This window comes from Cryptosporangium sp. NPDC048952, from assembly GCF_043197895.1.
Lineage (GTDB): Bacteria > Actinomycetota > Actinomycetes > Mycobacteriales > Cryptosporangiaceae > Cryptosporangium.
The window spans coordinates 679709-694428 of record NZ_JBICTY010000004.1; the positions used below are offsets into that span (position 1 = coordinate 679709).

17 protein-coding genes and 2 pseudogenes are annotated in these 14720 nt (G+C 69.7%); 10 read left to right on the plus strand and 9 right to left on the minus strand.

The window, feature by feature from the left end; translation table 11 throughout:
• Window positions 1–16: 16 nt before the first annotated feature.
• The gene (locus tag ACGFY5_RS25970; protein ID WP_392723664.1) at window positions 17–1960 is read right to left on the minus strand and encodes a helix-turn-helix domain-containing protein; all 1944 of its coding nucleotides are present in this window, start codon (window positions 1958–1960) and stop codon (window positions 17–19) included.
• 179 nt (window positions 1961–2139) lie between these two features.
• Window positions 2140–2763, minus strand: coding sequence for a GNAT family N-acetyltransferase (locus tag ACGFY5_RS25975; protein WP_392723665.1), 624 nt, complete (start codon window positions 2761–2763; stop codon window positions 2140–2142).
• A gap of 17 nt (window positions 2764–2780) precedes the next feature.
• Here ACGFY5_RS25975 and ACGFY5_RS25980 point away from each other — a divergent pair, with 17 nt between their 5' ends.
• The 4 genes from ACGFY5_RS25980 to ACGFY5_RS25995 are packed head-to-tail and all read left to right on the plus strand — an operon-like array spanning window position 2781 to window position 4717.
• Window positions 2781–3005 carry a hypothetical protein gene (locus tag ACGFY5_RS25980; protein WP_392723667.1) on the plus strand — a complete coding sequence of 75 codons (225 nt, stop codon included), beginning with the start codon at window positions 2781–2783 and terminating at the stop codon, window positions 3003–3005.
• 21 nt (window positions 3006–3026) lie between these two features.
• Entirely contained in the window at window positions 3027–3308 is a 282-nt protein-coding gene (locus ACGFY5_RS25985) for a hypothetical protein (protein ID WP_392723668.1), read from the plus strand.
• Entirely contained in the window at window positions 3305–3718 is a 414-nt protein-coding gene (locus tag ACGFY5_RS25990) for a MerR family transcriptional regulator (protein ID WP_392723670.1), read from the plus strand. Before ACGFY5_RS25985 ends, ACGFY5_RS25990 begins: the two co-directional genes overlap by 4 nt.
• 24 nt (window positions 3719–3742) lie before the next feature.
• Window positions 3743–4717, plus strand: a complete 975-nt coding sequence (locus tag ACGFY5_RS25995; RefSeq protein ID WP_392723920.1) for an arsenic resistance protein — start codon at window positions 3743–3745, stop codon at window positions 4715–4717.
• Here ACGFY5_RS25995 and ACGFY5_RS26000 read toward each other — a convergent pair.
• Window positions 4626–5240 carry a TetR/AcrR family transcriptional regulator gene (locus ACGFY5_RS26000; RefSeq protein ID WP_392723671.1) on the minus strand — a complete coding sequence of 205 codons (615 nt, stop codon included), beginning with the start codon at window positions 5238–5240 and terminating at the stop codon, window positions 4626–4628. The genes ACGFY5_RS25995 and ACGFY5_RS26000 overlap by 92 nt on opposite strands.
• Window positions 5241–5278: 38 nt before the next feature.
• Between ACGFY5_RS26000 and ACGFY5_RS26005 the strand changes: the two are divergent.
• Window positions 5279–6064 (plus strand): annotated as a pseudogene (locus ACGFY5_RS26005) (DMT family transporter); the annotation flags it as partial.
• A 47-nt stretch (window positions 6065–6111) separates the two neighbouring features.
• On the opposite strand, the gene ACGFY5_RS26010 reads toward ACGFY5_RS26005, so the two are convergent.
• The 3 genes from ACGFY5_RS26010 to ACGFY5_RS26020 form a co-directional block, all read right to left on the minus strand.
• On the minus strand, window positions 6112–6804 hold the full coding sequence (locus ACGFY5_RS26010; RefSeq protein ID WP_392723672.1) for a tyrosine-protein phosphatase: 693 nt from the start codon (window positions 6802–6804) through the stop codon (window positions 6112–6114).
• Window position 6805: 1 nt separating this feature from the next.
• Entirely contained in the window at window positions 6806–7963 is a 1158-nt protein-coding gene (locus ACGFY5_RS26015) for an acyl-CoA dehydrogenase family protein (protein ID WP_392723674.1), read from the minus strand.
• 253 nt (window positions 7964–8216) lie between these two features.
• Entirely contained in the window at window positions 8217–8966 is a 750-nt protein-coding gene (locus tag ACGFY5_RS26020; protein ID WP_392723676.1) for an enoyl-CoA hydratase-related protein, read from the minus strand.
• Between the two features lie 81 nt (window positions 8967–9047).
• On the opposite strand from ACGFY5_RS26020, the gene ACGFY5_RS26025 reads away from it, so the two are divergent.
• Entirely contained in the window at window positions 9048–9737 is a 690-nt protein-coding gene (locus ACGFY5_RS26025) for a GntR family transcriptional regulator (RefSeq protein ID WP_392723678.1), read from the plus strand.
• A 149-nt stretch (window positions 9738–9886) separates the two neighbouring features.
• Here the strand turns inward: ACGFY5_RS26025 and ACGFY5_RS26030 are convergent, their stop codons facing one another.
• Both ACGFY5_RS26030 and ACGFY5_RS26035 read right to left on the minus strand, forming a co-directional pair.
• Window positions 9887–10108: a hypothetical protein gene (locus ACGFY5_RS26030; protein ID WP_392723921.1), complete on the minus strand. Its 222-nt coding sequence runs from the start codon at window positions 10106–10108 to the stop codon at window positions 9887–9889.
• A 35-nt stretch (window positions 10109–10143) separates the two neighbouring features.
• Window positions 10144–10509 (minus strand): CoA transferase, encoded by a 366-nt coding sequence (locus ACGFY5_RS26035; RefSeq protein ID WP_392723680.1) that lies wholly within the window; start codon window positions 10507–10509, stop codon window positions 10144–10146.
• A 331-nt stretch (window positions 10510–10840) separates the two neighbouring features.
• Between ACGFY5_RS26035 and ACGFY5_RS26040 the strand changes: the two genes are divergently transcribed.
• Window positions 10841–11938, plus strand: a complete 1098-nt coding sequence (locus ACGFY5_RS26040; protein ID WP_392723681.1) for a porin PorA family protein — start codon at window positions 10841–10843, stop codon at window positions 11936–11938.
• Window positions 11939–11943: 5 nt separating this feature from the next.
• Here ACGFY5_RS26040 and ACGFY5_RS26045 read toward each other — a convergent pair whose 3' ends face one another.
• On the minus strand, window positions 11944–12510 hold the full coding sequence (locus ACGFY5_RS26045; RefSeq protein WP_392723683.1) for a TetR/AcrR family transcriptional regulator: 567 nt from the start codon (window positions 12508–12510) through the stop codon (window positions 11944–11946).
• A gap of 122 nt (window positions 12511–12632) precedes the next feature.
• Between ACGFY5_RS26045 and ACGFY5_RS26050 the strand changes: the two are divergent.
• The 3 genes and pseudogenes from ACGFY5_RS26050 to ACGFY5_RS26060 form a co-directional block, all read left to right on the plus strand.
• A pseudogene (locus ACGFY5_RS26050) lies at window positions 12633–12875 on the plus strand (MaoC/PaaZ C-terminal domain-containing protein); the annotation flags it as partial.
• A 76-nt stretch (window positions 12876–12951) separates the two neighbouring features.
• Window positions 12952–13320, plus strand: a complete 369-nt coding sequence (locus ACGFY5_RS26055; protein WP_392723936.1) for a hypothetical protein — start codon at window positions 12952–12954, stop codon at window positions 13318–13320.
• Window positions 13321–13435: 115 nt separating this feature from the next.
• Window positions 13436–14719, plus strand: coding sequence for a glycosyltransferase family 4 protein (locus tag ACGFY5_RS26060; protein WP_392723684.1), 1284 nt, complete (start codon window positions 13436–13438; stop codon window positions 14717–14719).
• Window position 14720 lies beyond the last annotated feature (1 nt).

Below are 14720 nucleotides of genomic sequence, written 5' to 3' on the forward strand. Positions count from 1 at the left end.
CAGATCCAACCAGCATTCACTGCCAGTCGGAGACCGGATTTAGCCGGATGGTCCCGTCGCGCGCGGCGACGGCGAGCGTGCGCCCGTCGAGGGAGTACGACAGCGAGGTCACCGGCGAGTCGCCCGGGATGACGTGCACCTCGCGGCCGGTGCTGGTGTCACTGATCGTGACGTCCCCGGCGTCGTTCCCGGACGCGATGCTGTTACGGATCAGGTGGTTGCACGCGAGGGCGGTCAGATTCTTGCCGCCGAAGTCGCGGACGTACTTGCCGCTACTGGAGTCCCAGACCGTGATCGGGGCACCCGTCACCAGCGTCTTGGGCGTGAGCGGGTCGAACAGGAGCAGTTGGCCGGCCTGACCCTGCAGCGTGCGGACCTGCTTCCCGCTGCTGGTGTCCCACAGCGCCACCTGCCCGTTGGCGCTTCTCGTTGCGAGCGTGTTGCGGGTCAGACCATCAAAAGCCACTGCTGTTGTCGACGTCCGGCTAGCGCCGATCGTGCGGATGGGTGCGCCGGTTTCGCTGTTGTAGAGCGTGACGCGGCCGGAAGAGTCGGCGACGGCCAGGAGGTAGCGCGTGTGCGGGTCGAACGCGACGGCGGTGACGCGGCCGTGTTCCGGGTCGCCGACGCTCATTGTTCCGCGGCCGGTTTCGGTGTCGAGGATGTGTACTCGGCCGTTCGTGTGGCCGATCGCTACGACGTTGCGGTTGAGGGGGTCGAGGGCTGCGGCGGTGAAGTCTGGGTTAGTGGAGCGGAATTCTTGCGTGATGCGTTGTTCGGCGGTGTTCCAGATCCGGACGGTGTGGGGTCCGGCGGCGAGGAGCATGTCGGGGTCGAGGTCGGCGAAGCTCACGGCGGTGACGCTGCCGGGCTCGCTGCGGAGCGTGGGCACGGAGTCGTGTTTGTCCGACGAGGGCCACGATGCGATCACAATCGCCAACACCACTACGACGAGCGCGGCTCCACCCGCGAGCAACCACCGCCGAGAGCCCACCCCCCGCCCCGAACCCCCACCCAACCCCACTCCACCAGCCGCCGCCCCACCCGGCGCCGCCGCGCCGGCAGCCGTTCCGCCCGGCGTCGCTGCGTCGGCTGCCGTTCCGCCCGGCGTCGTGCCCAGTGCTGCCCGCCCGCCCGCGTCGTGCGGGGCGGCGTCATGCGGGGCAGCATTGGGCGCGGCGACATCGTGCGGGCTGGCATCGTGCCGGGCTGCCGATTCAGCCTCCGCGGCCGCCGGCTCGGCCACCGCGCCCGCTGGCTGGGTGACCGCGCCCGTCGGCTCGGTCACCGCGCCCGCTGGCTCGGCCCGCGTGGTCGCTGGCTCGCGCACCGCTGGCACCGGCCCGGCCACCTCTGGCGGTGCCGCCGCAACGCCATCTCCCGGTGATGTGGTCGCCGGGGGAGGGCCCGACGGTGCCGTCGAGTCCGTAGGCCCCGCCGATGCCGTCGCACCAGTGGCCGCTCCTCCCGGCTCCGGCCACGCCTCCGTCTGGCCGGCAGGTTCCGGCGATGGCGCCGGATCAGCCGCTGCCGGGGGCATCGCCGTGTCAGCGAGGTGCGTGGTCGCGTCGGTGGCTTCCAGCTGGGGCGCCACGCCGGCGGGCTCCGACGATGACTCCTCGTCGGCAGGGGCGGGCGTTGGCGCTGCGCTGGCCGCGGCGGGCGGTGGCGCTGCGCTGGCCGCGCGGGCGGTGCCTACTGCTTCGGCGACGTGTTCCCAGCGCAGGCGCCACAGGTTCGGGTCGCCGCCGCACGCGCGGACGTAGGCGTCGACGGTGTCCCACTTGGGGAGTTTGTCGCCACCGGAGGCTTCGGACAGGGCCGTGCTCGAGCGGCCAGTCGCCCGGGCCATCGCGGCAAACGTGGGCTTCCCGGCGTCATCACGGAGTTTTCGCAGTTCCGCGGCGAAGACGTGCAGCGGCCCGTTGGCGGGATCAACAGTGCGTTCGGACCGTGCCATGCGAACAGCGTCCGAATAAACCGCCGCCGAGCGCAATAGACCGCCGCCGCAAGTTCGTCGCCGTTCGTCACGGTATGACAAACGGATGGGCCTGGTGTGGCTGCCGCGCGCGGAGGGGGGCGGCAGTCACACCTCTACGTCGCGCCACGCCCAAACCGTGCACCGCTTCGGTGCCCGCGCTAGGACTGGTGCCGCAGGACCCAGATGGGGAGCGGGTCAGCCACCTCGTCGACGACCTCCCAGCCGCCCCGGCGATAGAACTCCACATTCGTCGGCGAGCTGGTCTCCAGCACCGCAGGCAACCCGTCCTCGGCGGCCCGCCGCAACCCCGCCCGCATCACCGCCCGCCCCCACCCGCGCCCGACGGAGTCGGGGTGCGTGCCCAGCACGCCGAGATACCAGAACGGCATGGTCGGCAGAAGCGCGTGCACCGCGTCGTCGTAAGCATCGACCCGCTGGAGAGCATCCTCCGGCAACAACGCCCCGATCTCGTCGACGTGGGGACCCTCCGCGCCCTCGTTCTTCCGCCTACTACCTGTCTCGTCGGCTGGGGGTTCCCACAGGGCGGTGGCGACGCCGTGGTTGATCGTCCAGATGGTGTTGCGGTGTACCCGTTTGTCGAAGAGGCGCCCGAAGAAGGCCGGCGCGCCGACTGCGTAGAGCTCGTCGTCGGGGAAGAGGTAGCGCAGGACGGGGTCGTTCCGGAACGCGGCGACGAGCGAGTCCAGGGTCCGGTCACGGTCGGCGGCAGTCGCAACGGCAATTTCGGGTGATGGCACGGAAGCAGACACTATCCGCCACATCCCACGCAGCCCACCGAGTGCCCGATGCCCGCGCCCCGGCCACCCGTTCGCGTGAATGGTGGACCGGTCCGCCGACGCTGGCGAGTACGGCGCTGGACGAGGAACTCGTCGCGCTGTGCCGGGAGCACGTTGTGGCATACACGGTGCCGGTCGCGTTTCGTCATGTCGACGCGCTGCCGCGGACCGAGGTCGGCAAAGTATGCCGCGGCGATCTGGCGCTGAGGCTTGCATCCGGTACCTAGGTACGGGCTTACCGTCGTTGCATGGAGATACCGGAGTCCTGCACCCTGCCCACCGCTGAGCGGCCGCTGCGGGTCGCGGAGTTCGATGCGCTGTTCGCCGCGTCCGTGCGGGGTGTGGAGCGGCTGGCGCCCGAGCACCTGGTGCTCACGCTGGGCGACTTCGACCGCGCCACCGTCGAAGACCTGATCGCCCGCGAGACCGCCTGCTGTTCGTTCTTCACGTTCACGCTCAACGAATCGACGCTGCACGTCGAGGTTCCGGCGGCGCACGTCGCGGTGCTCGACTCACTGGCGTCCCGGTGAACACCCTCCGCACGAGCGAGGTCGCCGCGGCGGCCGGTGTCAATGCGCAGACGTTGCGCTACTACGAACGGCGGGGGCTGCTCGCGGAGCCGTCGCGTTCGCCGGGCGGGCACCGGCTCTACCCGGCCGAGGCGGTCACGCTGTTGCGGGTGATCAAAGCCGCCCAGCGCTTGGGCTTCACCCTCGACGAGGTCGCCGACCTGCTGGAAGCCAAACGGCACCTACAACCCAAAGCACACGCCAAAATCGCCGAAATCGACGCCAAGCTAGCGGACTTGCACACGATCCGTGCCGCGCTCGCCGAGGCCGTGGAGGCTGGCTGCGACGACCTCGTGACCTGCGCCGACAGTCCGTGCTGCCCCCTGCCGTTCGCCGAGATCACCATGCGTAACGGGGAAATGATCAACTGAGGCGTGGGCACACTCGTCGACCGGATGGAACAGCACCAGGTCCCGATCTACCTCGGCGCGCTGGCGGCCGGGGGACTGGTCGGCTGGGCCGCACCCGACGCGGGGCTCGAACCGCTGATCAATCCGCTGCTCGCCGCCCTGCTCTACGTCACGTTCCTGCAGGTCCCGGCCGCCGAACTAATCCGCTCACTCCGCGCGAAGAGATTCCTCGGCGCCGCGCTCACCGTCAACTTCCTCGTCGTACCGCTCGTCGTCGCGGCCATGTTCCCGTTCCTGCCCGACGACCGGACCGTCCGCATCGGCGTCCTGCTCGTCCTGCTCGCGCCGTGCGTCGACTACGTGATCGTGTTCAGTGGCCTCGCCGGCGGCAGCAACCAGCGACTGCTCGCCGCGACCCCGCTGCTGCTGATCGCGCAGATGGTCCTGCTGCCGTTCTACCTGTTCGTGTTCCTGGGCGCGGGCCTCGCCGACGTGGTCGAGCCCGGCCCGTTCGTCGAGGCGTTCGTCGTGCTGATCGTGGCTCCGTTGACGCTCGCCTGGGTGACGCAGGCCTGGGCGGCCCGGCGAGCGGCGGGGCGGAAAGTCGCCGACGGAGCAAGCACGGCGATGGTGCCGTTGATGGTCGCTGTGCTGCTGATCGTCGTGGCTTCACAAGTACCCAAGCTCGGTGACCGCTTGCCGGACGTCGTCCGGGTCGTGCCGTACTTTGTAGTGTTTTTGCTTGTCATGGCGTTTGTCGGGCTCGGTGTGGCCGGGGCGTTCCGCCTCGACGTGCCGGACACGACGGCGATCGTGTTCACGGGTGCGACGCGGAATTCGCTCGTCGTGCTGCCGTTGGCGCTCGCGCTGCCGGGGGAGCCGGCGGGGGTCGTGGTGGCGCAGACGCTGGTGGAGGTCGTCGGGATGGTCAGTTACGTTCGGCTGGTGCCTCGGCTGACATCACGGACTGCACCGCGCGACGGGCTTCCGCGGCGGCCTGCGGATTCGCGCCCGCGGTGAGGATGACCAGGGTTCCCTCGTAGAGCAGGTGCAGGTGCCCGCCGAGGGAGGTGTCGCCGGTGAGGGTGTCGAACAGCGTGCGCATCCAGGCTTTCTCGGCGCGGATGACGGGCACCGCGGGGTGGTCACTGCCGCCGAGTTCGGCATACGCATTGACGAAGGCGCAGCCGCGGCGCTGGGTGCCCATCCAGTCCTCGAGCACCTCGAAGACGGTGAGGACCGGCTCGTCGGAGTCCTCGAGCTGGCTCAGCAGGTACTCGCGCCAGCGGTGGGCGCGGCGGAGCAGGTACAGCGCGACCAGGGCGTCCTTGGAGCCGAAGCGGTCGTAGAGGGTCTTCTTGGTGGTGCCGGCGGTGTCGGCGATCGTGTCGACGCCGACCGCCCGGACGCCGTGGTCGTAAAAGAGGCCGCTGGCTGCTTCGAGGAGTCGGGTGCCTGCTGCGGTCATCGTCGGCAGTGGCTGGAGCACCGGCCGAAGCGCGGCGGGGGTGGAGTCGTCGAGCGTCGTCAGTGTCGGCAGCATACTGCGAGTATACAGACCGGTATGGTTACATGCGGGTCATGATCGCTAGCAGCCTCTTGGTCGTGGTGTGGAGCGCGGGCTTCATCGGCGCGGAGCTGGGAGCCCGGCACGCGGGTCCGGAGACGGTGCTCGCGTGGCGATGTCTGGTCGTCGCGGTAGTGCTGTTTCCGTGGTTCATGCGGGCGGTGTCGCGGTGGAGTCCGCGGCAATGGGCACAGCAGGCCGTGTTGGCGTTGCTGTGTCAGTGCCTGTATCTGGGTGGGGTTTTCTGGGCGGCCGCTGCGGGGGTGCCGGCCGGGACGTCGGCGTTGGTGGCTTCGTTACAGCCGGCTGTGGTGCTGGTGTGGTCCCAGCGGGTGTCCCGGCGGCACGTCGTGGGGTTGGCCCTGGGGACGCTCGGGGTGGCGGTGACCGCGTTCGGGGACCTGGCCGCCGGGGTCGGGCTGGTGCTGCCGTTGCTGGCGATGTTGTCGCTGAGCGCTGGGACGTTGCTGCAGCAGCGGTGGGCGTCGGGCCCGCCGTTGATGCAGACGTTGGCGGTGCAGGCCGTGTTCACTGCGGCGTTCTTCGGTGTCTACAGCGGAGCGTCGGGCGGGCTCGTGCCGCCGGCGTCGGTCGGGTTCTGGGTGGCGGTGGGCTGGGCGGCCGTGGCCGGCATCGGCAGTTATGGCTTCTACTACCTGGTCACCGCTCGATACGGAGCGTCTCGGGCGAGCACGGTGCTGTACGTGACACCTGCGCTGACCGCGCTGTGGGCGGTGCCGATGTTCGGTCAGCCGATCCGGGTGGTGACGGTGGTCGGGCTGCTGATCAGCGGGGTCGCGGTGGTGGTTCTGCAGGGGTCGCGATCGGACCCGCGTTCCGGGCCGTTTCACGTCAAGCGGGCCCGCAAGGCGTCGACGTCGGCGGCGGACAGACCGTTCTGCAGCAGGAAGTCGGGCATTCGCAGGGACGTGACCGTCGATGTGAGCGAGGCTTCCACGGTGGTCTCGTGGCGCTCGAGGATCGTCACCATGCGCCCCAGAACGTCGGGGTAGCCCTCCTCGTCGTACAGCGGCTGCATCCGGTCGTAGGTGACCAGGTAGTCGGCGATGATCTCCGCTGGCGTCGCCCCGGCGAAGGCGAGCAACACCAGCGCCAGGAGCCCGGTCCGGTCCTTCCCTCCGGCGCAGTGGAACACGACGCCCCCGGGCGGCGCCGCCGCAATCGCCCGTACCGCAGCGATCACCGGCGCCGGATGCTCGGCCAGCATCGCCGGGAAGTACAGCGGCGACGACAGGTTGTCGAGCTGAACCCAGTGTTCGTAGAACGGTGTGCCGACCGGGTCCAGCGGCACCCGCACCGTCGTGATCCCCGCGGGCCGGGGCGCGTCGTCCGGCGGGCACTCGTCGGCGGCGCGCAGGTCGAGCATGGTGCGCACGCCGTAGTCCCACAGCGCGGCCCAGCCGGACTCGCTCAGCCGGGTGGGTGCCTCCATCCGGATCAGCGCGCGCGGTCGGATCGCGCCCAGGCCGCCCAGATCGCGGACGTTGACGCAGTGGTCCCACGTGAGTTCCCTGGTCATGTCATCCGCGGGCCGAGGGCCCCAGCGTCTGCCGGGCGATGATCACCTGCTGGATCTGACTGGTCCCCTCGTAGATCCGGAACAACCGCGCATCCCGATAGAACCGCTCCACCGCGACGCCCCGCATGTACCCCGCACCCCCGTGGATCTGCACCGCCCGGTCCGCCACCCTGTTTACCATCTCCGAACAGAAGTACTTCGCCGCCGACGGTCCGGTGATCTTGTCGGTCCCGGCGTCGTACGCGGCGGCGACCTCCCGCACCAGCGCCCGCCCCGCGTAGTGGTCGGTCACCGAATCGGCCACCAACCCCTGGATCAACTGGAACCGCGCGATCGGCGCACCCCCGGAACGCCGGGTCTGCGAAAACTCCACCGACTCCGCCACCAACCGCCCCGCCATCCCCACGCAGAACGCCGCGATGTGAACCCGCCCGTGCGCCAGGCACTGGGCCGCGATGCGGAAGCCGTTGTTCACGCCGTCCTCGCCGCCGACGGCCGCGTCGCGCGGCAGCACCACGTCGTCAAAACTCACGTCGGCAGTGTGGGCGCCGAACTGGCCCATCTTGCGGTCGGCAGGCCCCACGCTGACCCCCGGCGTATCCGCGGGAACCAGGAACGCGGTGATCCCGCGGTTGCCCGGCGCGTCCGGATCCGTGCGCGCGAAGACCATGAACACATCCGCGACCGGCGCATTCGTGATGTACCGCTTCGCGCCGTTGATCACCCACCGGTTCCCGTCCCGGCGGGCGCTGGTCGTGAGCGACGACGGGTCCGACCCCGCGTCCGCTTCGGTGAGCGCGAACGACGCGGTGACCTCGCCGGACGCCAGCCGCGGCAGCCACTCTTTCTTCTGCTCGTCGGTGGCCCCTTCGAGCAGCACGTGCCCCGCGATGCCGTTGTTCGTGCCGAACAGCGACCGCAGCGCGGGCGTCGTCCACCCGAGTTCGAAGACGAGCTCGATTTCCTGCGTGACCGACAGCCCGAGGCCGCCGTACTGCTCCGGAATCGTGAAGCCGTAAAGCCCCATGTCCTTGCAGGCGGCGACGAGCGACTCGGGCACCGCGTCCGTAGCGTCGATCTCCTCCTCGCGCGGAACCACCTCATTACGGACGAACGTCCGCACCGCGGAGACGATCTCGGCCAGGTCAGCGTTGTCCATCAGTCCTCCAGTGGGTCCAGCACCTGCGCGGCGCGCAGCTCAGCGACGTCCTTCGAGGTGTATCCGAGTTCCGCCAGAACCGCATCGGTATGTTCGCCGAGCGCGGGCACCCGGACCTATCGGCGCCGTCCGCCCCGCGACGATCGCCGGTGGCAAGATCGAGCTGCGGAGGCGGGCCAGCAGTTGGGTGGCGAACGGGAGGGCCTGCATTTCGTTCGAGGGCCAGGACGCGGATACCCGTCAGCGGCATCATCTACTTCGGGGCGCGGATCCGATCGCGCAGACGCTCCACCGTCTCCCGGAAGTACGGCTGCGCCACCGACCACTCCTGCGCGGCCAGCTCCATCGCGGCGGCCTCGTCCGGTGTGCGGAGTCCGCGCGAGGCCCGCAGCGTGGCCTTGGCCAGCCGCACGAGCTCCGGGGACCGCCCGGCGACCCGTTCGGCGAACGTCTCCGCGAGCGTCGGCAGAGCGGCGTCCGGGACGCAGCGCCAGGCCAGGCCGTGGGTGACGGCCTCGGGCCCGGTCAGTACGTCACCGCAGAGCACCAGTGCCGCCGCGCCCTGCTCGCCGATCCGCTCGGCCAGCCGCCAGAAGTGCCCGCCGCCCGGGTGGATCCCCACGTCCAGGAACCGCGGGTCGAACCGCGCGCTCTCGCCGGCGAGGACGACGTCGCACGCCAACGGCAGGTTGACGCCCGCGCCGATGGCGGGCCCCGCGACGGCGGCGATCGTGGGCACCGGCGCTTCCGCGAGCGCCGTGAACCCCGCGTACGAGGCGGCCAGGGGAGTGGACCGGTCGATCAGCCCGTCGAGCGATCCGCCGGCGCAGAACACGGGCGGCTCGGCGTCGAGAACGAGCACCCGGGCGTCTTCGCCCAGCAGTGAACACACCCCAGCACAAAGCTCATCACTCAGCTCCCTGCTCAACGCATTGCGCCGACCAGGATCCGCGAGCGTGAGACGGCCGATACCGCCGTACAGCGACGTCCGGACAAGAGGCACGGGGAACCTCCGATATGCGTATGGAATAATGTATATCGCAGCATCGGCAGCCGGAGGTCCGAGATCGTCACGCGAGCAGAAGTGGGAGCGTCCGGCGTCGAGTTCGTCGCCGACGAGGCCGGTGGGTTGTCCCGGCCGACCAGCGCCCAGCAGGTGGCCGCCCACATCCGGCGGATGATCTTCGATCAGCGGCTGCGGGCCGGCGAGCGCGTCCCGCAGGACGAAATCGCCGCGGAGCTGCGGGTGAGCCGGGTGCCGGTGCGTGAGGCCGTCATCGCGCTCGACCGCGAGGGTTGGGTCACGTCGCGGCCGCACCTCGGGGCGTTCGTGAACGGGCTCGACGAGAACTCGGTCCGGGACCACTACGAGCTCCTCGGGCTGATGTACGGCCTGGCGGCCCGCCGTGCGGTGGAACGCGGGTCCGACGAGGGCATCGCCGCGGTCGCGGAAACTGCCAAAGAGCTCCAAGCTACGAACGATGCCGACGCTTTCGCCGCGTTGAATACCGCGTTCCTGCGTCAGGTGTTGGTGTTGGCGTCGTCGCGGCGGATCAGCGCGGTGGCGCGGGTGATCACCACGAACATCGTGCCGGGGAACTTCTTCGCGCAGGTGCCCGGGGTGATCCGCGTTCACAAGCGGGGGATGCGGGGGATCGTGAAGGCGCTGAAAGCCGGCGACGGCCCCGGCGCCGAGTCCGCGTTCGTCGACCTGCTCCGAGCCGAAACCGACAGCGTCGTGTCCCTCCTCAACCAGCGCGGCCTCCTTTCCTGAGGGGGCGGCCCGCTGAGAACGACGCTGCCGAGCGGGCGGCAGGACTTGAGTATCACCTATACGCGGCGTCCTGCCGCCCGATCGGCAGCGTCGCCCTCAGCGGGCTCCAGGTTCGGGCTTCGGCGCCTGCGGCGCCGCTACGAGCTTCGCTATTTCGTCGTCGGAGTAGCCGGCGATGGCGCGCAACACTTCCGCCGTGTCGGCGCCCGTAATCCGTCATCGGGGAAGCAGATGGGGGTCGGCATCATCTCGGTGCCGGTGACTGCGGCGTTCGGCCAGAGCATTCGGGACGCGAACTGGGGATCGTCCCCGATCGTCTGGGGCGTGTTCACCGGCGCGAGTGGCACGTGCGCGGTGACGCCCAGCTCCACCCACTCCCACGTTGTGCGCTGAGCGAACAACTCGGTCAACGCACCACGTCACCCACCGCGTGGTTCGCGACACGCTCAACCGCGACACAGAACTTGCGCCAGAACGTGTTCTCGGAAGTCATCAACTGCACGTGCCCGTCGACGCTCGCGTACGCCTGATATCGGACGCTCTCCCGCAGACCGCCGGTGCCGGGCGCACGCCGTCGGAATCCGTCGGCCGGGTTACCCGTGACTTCGTCCGAAGGGCGCCGGTAAGCACGCCACCCCTCGGTCCGCAGCCAGCCGAACGCAGCGGCTGTGACCTCCACCCGGCACCCGGTACCGGTCGAACGGGCACGGAGCACCGCCGCCAGGATCCCCAGCGCCCCGTACAGCGGGCCAGTACCGATCCCGATCGACACGTGGTCCGGAAGCCGAGCCCTCGCCGCTCCCACCCACCCGGCCGCATCGCCTTCACCACGACGTCACGCAGTCACCACGCGGCGGCTCGACCTTGATCACTTCAGCACCCAGGTCATCAGACGCGCTCACAATATATACAGTATTGAATAACTGAACCGAATCATGACTGCGCACCAGTTGACCGTGGGTAGAACCGGTTCTAGTATTTCGCCCACGTTGTCCTGTGTACTCCGTCCGGACATCGAAACGTGGGCCCGTAGCGCCCGGCTCCAGCACCACGCTCTCCCCGCGAGCTACGTATTTGGATCAACGGCGATCGGATGGTGTCCCATGACCGCTGCACCCGACCCGGTGACGTCCGAGCGCCGAGCGCACTCGGACGCGCCTACCGCGCCGGTGGCGCCGGTCCAACCGGACCAGCCGCCGGTCCGCCCGGACCACGTCCCCGAGCACGCGTACGGAGAGCCTCCACGCAACCGTCGTCTGCTCCGGCTAGCGCTCGTCGGTGCCGGGATCTTCCTGCTCGTCGTCGGCGTCCTGCTGCCGCTCTACGTGTATCCGCGGCTCGCCGTGCTGCCGGCCGATCCGCAGACCGAGCAGATCCTCAAGGGCACCGACGCGACGGTGCTCATGCCCGACATGGACGCGCCCGCCGGCGCGACAGTGCTCACCGGCGTCAACGTGACCGCCCGGAACTTCGTCGCTGCCGCCACCGGCGTCGACAACGACGGTGGTGACAACGTGTGGGACATCGCGACCCGCATCGAGGTCGACGGGCGCGGCCTGCTCCAGGCCCGCGTCGAGCGGCTCTCGATCGATCCCAACACCGGCGAAGCCACGAACTGCTGCGGCGACCGGCTGGTCACCGACGAGGCGGAGCCCGACGGCAAGGAACTGCGCCACGAGGGCTACTACACGTTCCCGTTCGACACCCAGAAACAGTCGTACCAAATCTGGGACGTCAACCTCGAACAGGCGACGACCGCCGAGTACGTCGGCGAGACGACCAAGGACGGCATCGACGTCCACATGTTCAAGAAGGCCGTCCCGCTGCAGAAGATCGGCACGATGGAGCTGCCCGGTGGCCTTTTCGACTCCACGGAGCCGAACGTCGACGCCGAGGCCTGGTACGCCGACACCCGGACGTACTGGATCGAGCCGAACTCCGGTGACGTGATCGGCGTCCGCGAGGAGATCACCCAGCAGTACACGGCCAACGGCAAGACCGTCACGGCGTTCGAAGCGAAGATGGACAGCGTCCGGAACTCGCAGGAGCGTCTCGACCAGGCCAAGCAGGCCTCGAGTCTGTTGCCGTGGCTGCGCGGCCGGGCGTCGATCGTGCTGGTGCTGCTCGGTCTGATCCTGTTCGTCGCCGCGGCGCTGGTCGGCCGCCCGCTGAACTTCCGCCGCCGGACGTCAGCGCACTGAAGGTACTAGACCTGCTCGTCCCGCAGTCGTGGGACGAGCAGGTCGACGAACTCGTCGGCGATGCGGTGGATCTCGTCGATGCTTCCGCCGCGGTAGATCGCGTGGGTCAGCCGCGACGTGATCAGCGCCCAGAGCATCGTCGCGGCGTCGTCCGCCGGCGCCGGGCCCAGCACCGCCACCTCCGCGGCGAGTGCACGCCGGGCGTCGCGGGCGAACTCGCTGAGCAGCGTCCGGGCGTTCGGGTCGGTGCTGCTCTGCAGCGTCACGTGCGCCCGGTAGAACTGCGGCTGCTGCTCGTAGGCGGTGATCACCCCGTGCACGCGGGCCCGCACGCGCACCTCGGGCGACCCGCCGTGCGCGGCCACTGCCGAGCGGGTGCCCCACTCGGTCAGCACCGCCGCGTACAAATGCTCTTTCGACGAGAAGCAGCGGTACAAGGTCCCGAGGGCGACCCCGGCGCGCTGAGCGACGTCACGCATCTGGATGGCCTCGTACTCCTGCGCCTCCAGGGCCTCGCGGGCGGCGACCAGGATCCGGGCCCGGCGTTCGACCTGCCATGACGACGTCGTCACGCGCGCACCCCCTGGTTGAGCTGCGTATTGTATATATTCTCATCGCAGAAAGGGGCCGCTGATGAAGGTCTTCACGACTCCGGACGACCTCGAGCGGGCCGTGGGCACCGAACTCGGTGCCAGTGGCTGGATGGAGATCACGCAGGAACGCGTCGATCGGTTCGCCGCCGCGCGAGCGGGCGAAGGCCGGGCCGTTCGGCGCACCGATCGCCCCCGGATACCTGACGGCCGCGCTCCTGCCCGCGATGATCCGCCAGATTTACCCGGTCGAGGCGCGGATGGCCGTCAACTGCGGGCTGAACACGCTGCGCTTCCCCGCTCCGGTACGGGTCGGAGCGTCGATCCGCGCGGTCGTGCGGTTGATCGAGGTCACGAAAGTCGCGGACGCCCTGCGCGCCGCTCCGCACTCCGGTCGGCCGCGACGGCGAAGCGCCGAAGAGCGTGCCCGCCACGACGCTCGCCGCGACAGTGAGCCGTCACGACCGGCTTGCCCGCGCTCGGATCACCGCAGGTGGCGAGCACTACCCGGTGCCCAGCGGAGTGCTGGAGACCGCCGAGAACCTGCGTCGCGACTACGGCATCGGCCGAGTCGAAGAGGACGAGTACGCGTTGCGCTCGCACGAGGCGGGCGGTGGCCGCGCAGAAGGACGGGCGGTTCGCCGCCGAGCTGGTGCCGGTTCCGCCGGCAACCGGGTCGGTGGTCGAGGCATCCGGTCGGTGCCCCCGGGGGCCGCATCCTTGCGACGATGCTGCACGAGCTCGACCAGCGGGACGCGCGCTACGGGCAAGACTCGCGGAGTGACGGTGTGACGTAGCTCACCGAGTGTCCGATCCGGACCCGGAGTTTGCCGACTCTGCCCGAAGAAACAGAATTCTACTTATACTGACGAGTAAGTTACTGAGTCAGGAGTGAGAGGAGGTGGATGTGCGAATCGGCTTGCTCTCGTACCGCAGTAAAGCGCACTGCGGCGGCCAGGGGGTGTACGTCCGGTATCTGAGTCGTGGACTGGTGGAGCTGGGGCACGAGGTGGAGGTCTTCTCCGGCCAACCCTATCCGGAGGACCTCGACCCGCGGGTGAAGCTCACCGAGGTCCCTAGCCTCGACATGTTCGGCGGGCCAGACTTCCCGCGCAAAGTGCGGTTCCGGGACTTCCGTGACAGGTACGACGTTCTGGAATTCGTAACTACCAAAACCGGAACATTCGCCGAACCTCTCGCGTTCGGCGCCCGGATCGCGAACGTCATGAAGACGCGCGCCAAGGACTTCGACGTCCTGCACGACAACCAGTCGCTCGGTTACGGGCTGCTGACGCTCAAGCGCCGCAAGGTTCCGCTGGTCGCGACGATCCACCACCCGATCAGCCGGGACCGGCGCGTCGAACTGGACGCCGCCCCGTTACGCAAGAAGTACGGCATCCTGCGCTGGTACGGGTTCGTGCGCATGCAGGCGCGCGTCGCCCGCCGGCTTCCGGTGCTGGTCGGGGTGTCCGACGTCGCCACCGCCGACACGATCACGGACTTCACGATCGATCCGGCGCGCTTCCGGGTCGTGCCGCTGGGCGTCGACACCGACGTGTTCCGCCCCGCCGGCCCGCGCGTTCCCGGCCGCATCGTCGCGGTGGCCAGCGCCGACCGGCCGTTGAAGGGCGTCGCCCACCTGCTCGACGCCGTCGCGAAGCTGCGCGTCGACCATGCTGTCGAACTGCAGTTGGTCTCGGCTCTGGAGCCGGGCGGTGCCACCGAGCAGCGGATCGCCGAGCTCGGGCTCACCGACTGCGTGACGGTGCGCACCGGCCTGACCGACGCCGAGCTCGCCGCGCTCCTGGCGTCGGCGGAAGTGATGTGTGTGCCGTCGCTGTACGAGGGTTTCTCGCTGCCGACCGTCGAGGCGCTCTCCTGCGGCACCCCGGTCGTGGCCAGCCGCGCCGGTGCGCTGCCCGAGGTCGTCGGTGACGCGGGTGTGCTGGTACAGCCCGGTGACGCCGGTGCACTGGTGACAGCGATCGACGCGCTCCTGCGCTCGCCCGCCGAACGTGAGCGCCTGAGCGCCGCGGGCCGCGCCCGTGCGGAAGAGCGGTTCAGCTGGATCTCGGTTGCCCGGGCAACCGTTCAGGCCTATGAGGACGCGATACGCGCGGTCAGCGGGCGGGGTGCCGAGCCGCCGAAGGCCGGTGCCGCTGCGGCCGGCCACGAGGGAACGGGGAACTGAC

Bases quoted from the DNA above. Each gene is read 5' to 3' on its own strand.
- ACGFY5_RS26040 (WP_392723681.1), top strand. From the start codon at position 10,841: ATGACCGCTGCACCCGACCCGGTGACGTCCGAGCGCCGAGCGCACTCG.
- ACGFY5_RS25970 (WP_392723664.1), bottom strand. From the start codon at position 1,960: ATGGCACGGTCCGAACGCACTGTTGATCCCGCCAACGGGCCGCTGCAC.
- ACGFY5_RS25985 (WP_392723668.1), top strand. From the start codon at position 3,027: ATGGAGATACCGGAGTCCTGCACCCTGCCCACCGCTGAGCGGCCGCTG.
- ACGFY5_RS25995 (WP_392723920.1), top strand. From the start codon at position 3,743: ATGGAACAGCACCAGGTCCCGATCTACCTCGGCGCGCTGGCGGCCGGG.
- ACGFY5_RS26000 (WP_392723671.1), bottom strand. From the start codon at position 5,240: ATGCTGCCGACACTGACGACGCTCGACGACTCCACCCCCGCCGCGCTT.
- ACGFY5_RS25975 (WP_392723665.1), bottom strand. From the start codon at position 2,763: ATGTGGCGGATAGTGTCTGCTTCCGTGCCATCACCCGAAATTGCCGTT.
- ACGFY5_RS26010 (WP_392723672.1), bottom strand. From the start codon at position 6,804: ATGACCAGGGAACTCACGTGGGACCACTGCGTCAACGTCCGCGATCTG.
- ACGFY5_RS26015 (WP_392723674.1), bottom strand. From the start codon at position 7,963: ATGGACAACGCTGACCTGGCCGAGATCGTCTCCGCGGTGCGGACGTTC.